The organism is Nocardia sp. NPDC049149, from assembly GCF_043197455.1.
In the GTDB taxonomy this organism is placed as follows: Bacteria; Actinomycetota; Actinomycetes; order Mycobacteriales; family Mycobacteriaceae; genus Nocardia.
In genome coordinates, this window is sequence record NZ_JBICTD010000004.1 from 267,899 (window position 1) to 278,402 (window position 10,504).

Here is a 10,504-nt window from a genome sequence, read left to right on the forward strand (position 1 = left end):
GACAGCGGCACTTCGGCCGCTGGACACAGTGCACCGGGAAATCACCGAGTCCGACATGGGGCCGGACAAACCGCCGGATACACGTCGCATTTCCGGACTGTCCGGCGGACACCGCTGAGACATTCCCGGACAATTGCCGAGATGCCGTGGCGCAGTGGACGATAAGCGGGGGAGAAGCGCTGTGACGATGTTTCCGAACCGGGCGGTGACCCGCGAATATCTCGCGACCGTGACAACTCCCTCCGCATTCGGTGGCGCGCTGCGCAGAGCGCGCGGCGAAGCAGAGCTGTCCATTCGTCGCCTCGAACAAAAGGCCATCGACCGGAACAGCGGCGGCCCACCCAGATTCGTCGAGCTGACAAAGAACCTCATCGAGGACATGGAGAAGGGAAAGCGACTCGAAGGCAATCGACTCGTCGCCGAAAAGGACAACAGGCTGGAGATTTACCTGTGGTGCTGCGGAGTTCCCAAGGAGGACCTGCCTGCCTGGCTGGAAACGCGCAGACGCGTGCTCAGCGATCCGGCGCCGACGTCCCCGGAATCCGAACCCGCGCCGGACGTGTCCGCTCAGCTTCGCCCTGCGGTGAAAACCGCTCTTCGCCGCGACGTGCGCACGTTCATCGGCCGCGACGCCGAACTGCGCCGGATCCTTGCCACGGCCGACCTCGAACACGGAGCGCCGATTTACACCATCGACGGCATGCCAGGCGTCGGGAAAACCGCGTTGGCGACTCGGGCCGCGCACCTACTTGCCGACCGATTTCCCGACGGCAGATACTTCATCGAGTTGCACGCGCACACCGCGGGTCGTGCGGTGGCCGATCCCGCAGATGTGCTGGCGGGCTTGCTGATTGCGCTCGGGGTCGACGTCCGCTACATCCCGGACACCCTCGACGGGCGGCGCGATCTGTGGCGCGACCGGCTGACCGACAAGCGAGTGTTGTTGATACTCGATGACGCGCGCGACGAAAGTCAGATCGAACCGCTGTTGCCTGCCGCCGCCGAATGCCTGACGTTGGTCACCAGCCGGCGCAGGCTCATCAACCTGCAGAACGCGATGCCGCTGGCATTGGACATGCTCGGGCCAGGGCCTGCCACGGAGCTGTTCACCACGTTGGCAGGCCGCGATGCGGCCAGCGCCACGGACCAGGCGGCGGCGACCCGCATTGTGCGATTGTGCGGATACCTACCGTTGGCGATCACGCTGCTGGCCGGTCGCCTGGCCCACCATCCGGCCTGGACGATCGCCGAGCTCGCCGACGAATTCTGTGCCGCCACAGATCGACTCGGCGAACTGGATGCTGGACCAAGGGTGGTCCGTGCCGCGTTCGACCTGTCCTACCGTGATCTGCCGCCGGAGCGCGAGCTGCTGTTTCGCCGGTTGGGATTGCATCAAGGCCCCGACCTCGACGCGCACGCCGCGGCGGCGCTGGTGGGTATCGACGTCGCCACGGCCCGGTGGGAGCTCGAATCCCTCTACACCGACCACCTTGTGGACGAGCCTGCGCGCGGTCGCTACCGGCTGCACGACCTGCTGCGCGAATACGCACGCGCCCTCGCCGACGCCGAGCTCGGCACGGACCGTGTCCGGGCGCAGGAGCGATTGCTGGACTACTTCCAGCACACCGCCACCGCGGCGGACCGGTGGCTGGCGCGATGGACTCGACCCACCGACGAACCGCTTGACGCCGGCAAGGCGGCGGTGCGCGAATTCGCCAGTGAGATACAGGCGTTGGAATGGATGCGCCTCGAACGGGAGAACCTGCTCGCCTGTCTCGACCACGATGCCGTTGACCGCTGTCCCGCGCGCACGGTCACCCTGGCCGGTGTGCTTGCGGGGTTGCTCGACCGGGACGGCCCGTGGCCGCTGGCGTGCCAACTGCATCAGCGCGCGGTCGTCGCCGCCCAGCGCCTGGGGCGACCCCTCGACGAGGCCAACGCGCTGAACAATCTCGGCGCGGTGCAGTGGCGAGCGGGGGACTACGACGCGTCGATCGATAGCGTCGAGTCGGCACTGCGCATCTACCGCGAGCTCGGCAACCGCCGCGGTGCGGCGAACGCGCTGAACAATCTCGGCAATGTCCATGTGGCAACCGGGGATTACGTCGAATCCGTCGACCTGCACCGTCGCGCCTTAGCGCTGTATCAACAGCTCGGTGATCGCCTCGGCGAGGCGAATGCGCTGAACAATCTCGGCAATGTCCGAGAGGAGACGGGGGACTACCCCGATGCTGTCGATCTGCATCGGCAGGCGTTGGCTTTGTACCATCAGCTCGGCAATCGTCTTGGTGAGGCGAACGCGTTGAATAATCTCGGTATTGTTCGGACTCGGACGGGTCTGTATGCCGAGGCTGTTGATCTGCATCGGCAGGCGTTGGCTTTGTACCATCAGCTCGGTAACCGTCTTGGTGAGGCGAACGCGTTGAATAATCTCGGTATTGTTCGGACTCGGACGGGTCTGTATGCCGAGGCTGTTGATCTGCATCGGCAGGCGTTGGCTTTGTACCATCAGCTCGGCAATCGTCTTGGTGAGGCCAGCGCGTTGAATAATCTCGGTATTGTTCGGACTCGGACGGGTCTGCACGGCGAGGCTGTTGATCTGCATCGGCAGGCGTTGGCTTTGTACCGCCAGCTCGGTAACCGTCTTGGTGAGGCCAGCGCGTTGAATAATCTCGGTATTGTCCGGACTCGGACCGGTCTGCACGCCGAAGCCGTTGAGCTGCACCGGCAAGCGCTTGCCCTGTTCCATGAGCTCGGCTACCAGCGTGGGGAAGCCGAGGTGCTCATTGATATCGGGAAGCTGCTGCTCGAGATGGGTGCGGCAGGCGCAGCGTTGACGGTGTTCAATGATGCGCTCGCGTTCGCCCGCGGGATCGGCAGCCAACTCGAACAAGCCCACGCATTGGAGGGCATCGCGCGGTGTCGAGTGGGCATGGGTGATCAGGGGAGTCCGGTCGAGCTGCGGGAGGCGATCGAAATCTACCAACGCATCGGGGCTCCCGAAGCCGCGACGGCCGTCACCTACCTTGTGACACTGGAATTCGGCCCCTAGTCGTAGAGACGATTCGTCCGGGCAGTGTCCCTACGCTTGGTGTTCGGACTGCTGTGCGCTCTCGGTACTGGAGTAGGTGCGGTCGATGACCGCCGGGTTGTCCAGGATCTGCACCGTGCCGAATTCCGTGTTCGTCACCTCGTAGAAGAGGTACCGATCGACTGCCATTCGAATTGACCACGCTCTGCTCAACTTTGCGGCGGTGCAGAAACGTATCAGTCGCTCGGCGGTCGTTTTGTCCAGGCAGATATCGGCCGGACTAGCGAAACGTAGTGTGACGCTTCTGTGGACAACAGCGCCTTGCAGCGGATCGAAATCTCCAGATTGCTTGGCGGCTGCCGTGTAGGTATTGATGTCGACCGCGCCGGCCAGCGCCTTGATATCGCCGACGACGTCGAAGTCGTTGAGCGTGGCGACTATTGCCGACTGAATCAGTTCGCCCTCTGACACGCCACGCTCGTTGGCCAGGATGCGGATCAAGGACATGACGACTGGCGAGAACCCCACGGTGAGCCGCGTATTGACGATGTCACGCTTCACGGGCTGCCCACCTTGCCTTCCAGCCACAGACAATTGAGGCTGTGGCATTACGAACAAGGGGCAAGCCAAAGCATCGCCAAATATACTAACATGCGGCGACATCGAGCGCTGCTAGGACGAGTGCGCGGGCGTCGGCCGCCCCAAATGTGTCTCGATATCTTCTGTTGGTCTGCGTAGGCGCAAGCCGTCCTCCACAAACGCTGGGGTGATAGTGAATCCGGCGCCGCCGAGCCCGCCGAGATGCAGCACGCCGATGTGCCCGGTGCTACTGCGCGGCACCCACTCCGCAATCGCCCGCTCGGCCGCGGGCCGCAGGCCGTACCAATACCGGTAGTCGCCGTCGGCCAGGGCGGGGCCGAGCAAGGGGAATCGTTCGAGCAGCCTGTCTCGAATCCCTTGCATGGCCTCGATGACATAGCGAGGAGCTCGGGTCACGTCGCCGAGTCCGTGCTCGAGCTCGGCGTACTCCTCGGGTTCGGTGATGAGCCTGCCTGCGGCGCCGCCGAGGCAGACGTGGCCACAGGCCCGATGCGGAATGCTGTGCGTCAGCTCGTGGTCTCGGTCCTTGTCCACCAGCACGATTCGATCGAACGGCGCGGGCACCTTCGACAGGTCGACAAGCAAGAGCAGACCGAAGTTTCCTTCGATTCGCTTGTCCCCGAGGAGGAATTGCGCCCGATCGCCTGCGGCGACGCACGCGACTTCGGCGCCGAATTCCGCGGTGATGTCCAGCAGATCGGCGAGGTCGCGAAGGTGGCGCACGCGTGGTGTGACACCGGGTAGTCGGCTGACCTTCTGATACAAGCGGGGCATCAACGTGCAGGTCGAGATGATGGACCCGTCGTCGAGGCGGGTGGCTCGGCTGTAGAAGGATGCGGCGAAGTCGGCCGGATCCGCGGTGGCGGCGTTTCCCGGATGTCCGTGCGGGAGCCGAATGTGTGGTTCCCTGCTGAGGAACACGCTTTCGATGCGGGCGAGGAAATCGCCGAACCCCAAGTCCGACAGCATGTTCCACCGGCGGAATGATCGGTGTGCCCAGGCGACGGTTCTGGGGTCGCCGCTGAGAATGGGCATGTGCCACCCGCTCGCGCCGAAGCTCGCGATGCGGTGGTCGTGCCGATCCGCGACCCAGAGGATCTCGATCGGCCGGCACGCGCGGCGCCCTGCCGAGAACAGCTCGTAGACGATCTGATGACCGGCGATGCCGTGGCCGATAACGACCGCCCGCAATGTGCGTAAGGCAGTCTCGAGGAAGGTTTCCGGCTCGGCCCCGATCTGACGGGAAGGTACGTGATGCATCGTTGGCACCTCTTTTCGCCGGATCATCAGGGGCTTTCTGCGCGGCGTTCGTGCGCTTCCCTGTGAGCTCGAGAGTGACGCGATGGCCCGGCGTTGTCAAGCAGGGCTTTGCAACTATTTCAACGCTGGTAAGCTCCGCTTGATCGGGAGGGCCTACACCGAGGGACAGCCATGCGCGAGGTGAAGTTGGCAGCAACACTGAAGCGTCTCGTCGATGAGGGTGAGTATCGCGGCAACCGCAAGCGGGTGTCGACCGAGCTGGGTATCACTTCGGCTGCTTTGTCTCAATACATCAATGGCCAAACGATGCCGAGCCTCGAGAAACTCGTGGCGATCGCTGACCTTTTCAAGGTGTCGCTGGATTACTTGATGTTCGGTGAGGATGCGGTGACCGCGCCGACCGGGATGCTACAGTACGGCCCGCTTGCTCGTTTCGTAGAAGCCGGATTCTCTTCCGTGCGAGCCGACATCGCTGCGGAGTCGGCCTTTGTTGCGAAGATCGGGACCATCGTGACCGAGCAGATCGAAGCGGCGGCCCGGGCCGCGGCAAAGCGTCCGGCGACGCTCTACGGCATGCTCGACAAGGAGCAGCTGCTCGAGCTCGAGCGGCACAGCACCTCGAGCACCATTTTCACGACGGACCTCGACGATGACATCGTGAAGGTCGACAGTGAGATAGAACAGGGTGTGACCGCGGGCAACTTTCTCACGGTTGTTGCCGAGAATATTGCGAAAAAGCGTACCTATCACTACATTCTGTCGCCGGACATGCCGGATCGCGAGCTGCTCATCCGGCAGTTTCGTGCCCTGCTCCTGCGGGAGAATGTGAGCGAGAAAGATCTGGAACGCTGCAAGTTCAGTGTTGCGCTCGACACCGTGTATGTCGGCTTCTGTTTCTTCGAGCTCGATGTCGAAGGCCTCAAGAATCAGAGCCCGGTGCTGTTCCAGTACGTGCGAGATTACATCGGCAGCGATGGGCGGATCGGCTACATCGAACCACCCTCGTCGCCTCTTCGGGCCTACTTTCTGGTAGACACCGAACGTCAGCGGTTGGCTGCGCGCGCTTTGGCGCGCCTGGTTCCGAAAACCTAGGCATACTCCTGACACCCACTGCTTCACCTTTCATCTACCCTGACCTGAAAGGCCTCATGGATGAGCCCTTTTGACTGGACGAGTCGCGACGTCACCCACCTGCTGCCCCATGACTGGCGGGCCCAGATCATGCAGGTTGCCGCGGAGGAACGGATCGTACGCACGCTCGTCAGCAGTCACTCGACGTCGCGCGAGGCCACCACGCACGAGGAGCTGCCCTGCGGCGGAGTCGGCGGCCGCGTGCTGAGCGCCCGCTTGCCTTGGCTGCGCAAGCTCTATGACGGAGAGTTTCTCGATATCGCGAAGTCGATGTCGGAGGAGTCCGTCACCACCATGCTGGATGACCGGTTCGCCATGGTGCTCAACATCCAACGCGACAACGAACGATACGAATGCCACGTGGATACGAATCCCGTTGAGGCACTGCTCTATTGCACGAACCACCCGGCCGGCGGCGGCGAGCTCGTCGTCTCGAACCGTGGCGACGTGCGCTCGGTGCGCGAGGTCGACGAAGACTGCGAAATAATCGTGCCGAGAGCGGGTCACCTGGTCCTCTTCGACGGTCGACGGCACAGCCATTACGTCAGGCGTCTCGTGGATCCCGACGACATGAGAGTTGTGGTGGCGATGAACTACTACACCGAGTCCAGTCCGGAGTGGGAAGTTCGTCCACCGGACTTGAATCGCCACTTGACCGGCCAGGACTGACCATTAGAAGGCCGGAATCTCTTGTACTACAAGATATTCCGGCCTTCTTGTGTGGTCCGGTCAGTTCGCGCCATCAGCGGGCGGACGGTGGGTCGGCGGGATCTCGAGGCGGATGAGGTCTGCGGCCCTGCGGAATTCGTTGGCGTTGGCGTCGGCTGCACGGGTTGCTCGGGCAGCGAGGAAAGTGGAGTCGATGCCTGCTACCTGTTCGGCGATGCGGCGGGTTTCGGGGATGCCGAGGCCGACGGCGATGGCCAGCGCATCCTTCCAGTGTTGGCGCGCAACGGAATAGTGGGCTGCGCCGTAGTTGACAGTGGCGATGGCGTCGTAGGCGAGGACCTCTTCGTAGGGCGAGCCGGACGCGCAGGCGATGTGGAGTGCACGCTCGAAGTGGGCGAGCGCTTCGCGGCGCTGGTCCCGTCGGCGATGCACGTCGCCGATGCCGAGATGGGTGCAGCACTTGAGGATCAGGTCGTTGTTTCGCTCGGCGCGCGCCATGGCGCCGCTGAAGCTGTCGAGGGCGAGCTCGTACTTGCCCATGTTGGCGTAGACGGTGCCGATGCGAACCGAAAGATAGTTGTGGAACAGGGTTTTCGACGCAATCGAGGCCAATGCCTGGCCGGCTTCTTGTAAATGGGTGAGCGCGTCGGTGTATCGGCCCACCCGGACGTCGGCGTCGCTGGTACGCATCAGGGCGCACGAGCGCAGGTAGGGGTCGGCGGTTTCGCCGGAGATGGCGACGGCCTGCGCGAAGTAGTCGTAGGCGTCGTTGACGTAGCCCATGCGTTCGTGGACCTGCCCGAGTCCTTGCAGCGCATAGCCTTCCATGAATGTGTCGCCGATCAACCGGGACAACGACAGGCACTGGTAGTAGCCCATCAACGCGTCGCGATAGCGCGCCATGCGGAAGTAGACGAGGCCGCTGTGATGCATAGCCCTTGCGGCACTGGAATAGTCGCGCATGCCGTGGGCCAGGCGCATGGAGTCGTTGAGCACGACGAGCGCCTGCTGGCAATGCCGCATGCGCCACAGCGTGTAGCCGAGGTTGACCAGCAGCCTGCACTCTTCGGCCTGTTCTCCGTTGCTGCGTGCCACCTCGACCGCGTCGAAATGCAAGGTGATGGCATCGTCGGAGCAGCGAAGTCCGGTGACGTAAGGCCACCACAGGATTTCGGAGAACAGCTTGGTGTAATCCGACCAGCGCGCTCGAGTGGCTTCGCGCGCGATGGCCAGCAGATTGAGGCGCTCGGTATGTAACCAGGTTACGCATTCGTGATGGCTGGCGAAGGCGGGAGTCGGTGTCGTCGGTCGCGACAGCTCGGCGATACGGCCCGCGCGCTCCGGCAGGATTTTGCGCCCGATCGCCCATGCGCCGTATCGGTAATAGTCGAACAGCCGGGTCAACGCCGCGCCGCGGTCGCTGTCGCCGGGGCCGCTCAGTGTCGCGGCGTAATCGCGCACCAGGTTGTGAAACCGATAGCGTTCGGAGACAGCCTGCTCCAGCAAATGCACATCGACGAGTGCCTCGAGAATTCGCTCTGCGGTGTCGACACCGATGTCGGCGAGGGCGGCAGTGGCATACACATCGAAGTCACGACCGGGATGCACGCCGAGCAGCCGGAACACCCGCTGCTGTTCGATCGGCAGGTCTTGAAAACTGGCCGCGAGCGCGGCAGTCACACTGCGCGACCCCGCGGCCAGGTGTTCGAGGCGTTGGCTGGGATGTCGAAGCCGTTCGGCCAGCCGATCGATGGGCCATACCGGCCGCGCACGCAACCTGCCGGCGGCGATGCGAATCGCCAGCGGCAGATAGCCGCACAGCCGAACGAGCTCCTCCACCACATCGGCTTCGGCCTGCACCCGCTCGTCGTTGACGATGGTGGCGAACAATGCCGTCGCGTCCTCAGGAGACAGCACGTCCAGCGAAAGGGTTTGCGAGACTTCCAAGTCCACGAGCCTGCGCCTGCTGGTGATCAGCACCAGACAACTGGGTGTGCCCGGCAGCAGCGGCCGGACCTGGTCGACATCGGCGACATTGTCGAAGATGAGCAGCGCGGACCGGGACGCGATCTCGGTGCGCCATAACGCCGACCTGGCATCCAGATCCGGCGGTATGGATTCGCTCGGCACGCCGACGGCCCGTAACAGCCTGTCCAACGCCACCATCGGTTCGACGGGCGCGCTCTCGGCGGCGTGCCCGTGCAGGTCGATGTAGAGCTGTGCGTCGGGGTAACGGCTGCTGAGTCGATGGGCCGCGTGAATCGCGAGCGTCGTCTTGCCGACGCCCGCCATGCCGTCGATGGCCTCGATCAGCACCGTCGGGCGCGCGGGTTTGGGTGGGAGATCGGCGAGCAGACTGGCCATCTCGTCGATGCGGCCGGTGAAGTCCGCGATATCGCCCGGCAGTTGGTTGCGGCTCGGCAGCAACTCGGCACGCACTTCGAGCGTGCCGTTCGGCGTCCCTTCGCTGTGCGAGTTCGCAACGGGCAGAGAGGACTCCTGCTCATAGTCGGTCGCCGCGGCGGTGGCGTCGAGCGGTGGTTCGATCTCATCGCGCAGGATCCGCCGGTGCAGTTCGCGAAGCTCGCGACCGGGCTCGATCCCTATCTCGTCGGCCAGCCTGCGCTGCGCATCCTGAAAGACCAGCAACGCCTCGGCCTGGCGACCGCAGTGGTACAGGCCGAGCATGAGCAGCGTCCGAAACCGTTCTTGCAGCGGATATGACGTGACAAGCGGGGCAAGTTCGGCGACTGCTTCGGCGTGGTGCCCGCGGGCGAGTTTGAGCGCGGCGCGCACCTCGAGCGCGGTCAGATAGCGCTCCTGCAGCCTGCGCCGCTCGGCCTCGATGATGGGGCCGGCCAGCCCGCTGAACGGCTCGCCTCGCCACAGGGCCAGCGCGGCATCGGTGTGTGCGGCCGCCGCGGCCAGATCGCTGTCGCGCCGGCACCGCTCGGCCGTCGCGATCAGCCGATCGAACGCGACGTGATCCGACAGCGACGGATCGCCGTGCAGCACATACCCCGTTTCGGACCAGACCAGCGCGGGCTCGGCCACTTTGCGGCGCGAACCCAGTGCTCGGCGCAGTCGGCTGACGTAGGTCTGGACGCCGTTGCGCGCGTCGCTCGGCGGGTGTTCACCCCACACCCCGTCGATGATCGCGTTCACGGTTACCGGCCGGTTCATCTCGAGCATCAGCGCTATGAGCACTGCCTGTTGTTTCGCTGGGCCCAAGTCGATTTCACTGTCATCCCGCCATGCCGTGAACGAGCCGAGTACTCCATATCTGATCTGAGTTTTAGCCATGGACAAGCCCTCCTGAACCATGTGCTGCCAGCGCAGAGCATAGGCGGCAACGGTCGCGACAAGCCCGGGAACGGGGCGATAGTTACCACTTTGACCAGTCATTTATGCACTAGTACAGCCGCAGTTATGCCGACCGCGACATCCTGATCGAGTGTGCTGCACCAAGATTCGGGGGCAACAACGTACGAGGCGGCCGACCGACCGGTCACCTCGCACCTACTCATCTTGTTATGGTCGAACGTCCACTTGCTGGATCGGCCGACACGCCGCGGGATCGCGGCGGATCGAGTGGGTAAACGCGGCGCACCAGCTGAGCAACCGTACCGGCCCGTCGATGCGGGCTGTGGACGGGGTTGTCGCCCAGGGGGATTCAGGGTGGGTGGCGCGCGCATGTCCTTTGACCTGCCCCGGCTGTGCGATCGAACGTGCCAGGAACGCTCACCACCACAGACGTTCGGCTAGCAGAAGATCGGCACCGCTGGGCACGGGTGATGAGCGAGGGAGTTCGCT

6 protein-coding genes are annotated in these 10,504 nt (G+C 63.9%); 3 read left to right on the forward strand and 3 right to left on the reverse strand.

Translation table 11 applies throughout. The features are described from left to right. Positions 1-187 precede the first annotated feature (187 nt). Positions 188-3,052 (forward strand): ATP-binding protein, encoded by a 2,865-nt coding sequence (locus ACGFNJ_RS17055; protein WP_393450003.1) that lies wholly within the window; start codon positions 188-190, stop codon positions 3,050-3,052. 30 nt (positions 3,053-3,082) lie between these two features. Here the strand turns inward: ACGFNJ_RS17055 and ACGFNJ_RS17060 are convergent, their stop codons facing one another. Both ACGFNJ_RS17060 and ACGFNJ_RS17065 read right to left on the reverse strand, forming a co-directional pair. Beyond that, on the reverse strand, positions 3,083-3,592 hold the full coding sequence (locus ACGFNJ_RS17060; protein WP_393448306.1) for a hypothetical protein: 510 nt from the start codon (positions 3,590-3,592) through the stop codon (positions 3,083-3,085). Positions 3,593-3,703: 111 nt separating this feature from the next. Next, positions 3,704-4,891, reverse strand: coding sequence for an FAD-dependent oxidoreductase (locus tag ACGFNJ_RS17065; RefSeq protein ID WP_393448308.1), 1,188 nt, complete (start codon positions 4,889-4,891; stop codon positions 3,704-3,706). A gap of 171 nt (positions 4,892-5,062) precedes the next feature. Here ACGFNJ_RS17065 and ACGFNJ_RS17070 point away from each other — a divergent pair, with 171 nt between their 5' ends. Together ACGFNJ_RS17070 and ACGFNJ_RS17075 are read left to right on the forward strand one after the other, a co-directional pair. Beyond that, entirely contained in the window at positions 5,063-5,983 is a 921-nt protein-coding gene (locus tag ACGFNJ_RS17070) for a helix-turn-helix domain-containing protein (protein ID WP_393448310.1), read from the forward strand. A 60-nt stretch (positions 5,984-6,043) separates the two neighbouring features. Then, positions 6,044-6,691 carry a 2OG-Fe(II) oxygenase gene (locus ACGFNJ_RS17075; protein ID WP_393448312.1) on the forward strand — a complete coding sequence of 216 codons (648 nt, stop codon included), beginning with the start codon at positions 6,044-6,046 and terminating at the stop codon, positions 6,689-6,691. A 60-nt stretch (positions 6,692-6,751) separates the two neighbouring features. Here ACGFNJ_RS17075 and ACGFNJ_RS17080 read toward each other — a convergent pair whose 3' ends face one another. Then, positions 6,752-9,994, reverse strand: coding sequence for a BTAD domain-containing putative transcriptional regulator (locus ACGFNJ_RS17080; protein ID WP_393448314.1), 3,243 nt, complete (start codon positions 9,992-9,994; stop codon positions 6,752-6,754). Positions 9,995-10,504 lie beyond the last annotated feature (510 nt).

Bases quoted from the DNA above. Each gene is read 5' to 3' on its own strand.
- ACGFNJ_RS17055 (WP_393450003.1), top strand. From the start codon at position 188: ATGTTTCCGAACCGGGCGGTGACCCGCGAATATCTCGCGACCGTGACA.
- ACGFNJ_RS17065 (WP_393448308.1), bottom strand. From the start codon at position 4,891: ATGCATCACGTACCTTCCCGTCAGATCGGGGCCGAGCCGGAAACCTTC.
- ACGFNJ_RS17070 (WP_393448310.1), top strand. From the start codon at position 5,063: ATGCGCGAGGTGAAGTTGGCAGCAACACTGAAGCGTCTCGTCGATGAG.
- ACGFNJ_RS17075 (WP_393448312.1), top strand. From the start codon at position 6,044: ATGAGCCCTTTTGACTGGACGAGTCGCGACGTCACCCACCTGCTGCCC.
- ACGFNJ_RS17080 (WP_393448314.1), bottom strand. From the start codon at position 9,994: ATGGCTAAAACTCAGATCAGATATGGAGTACTCGGCTCGTTCACGGCA.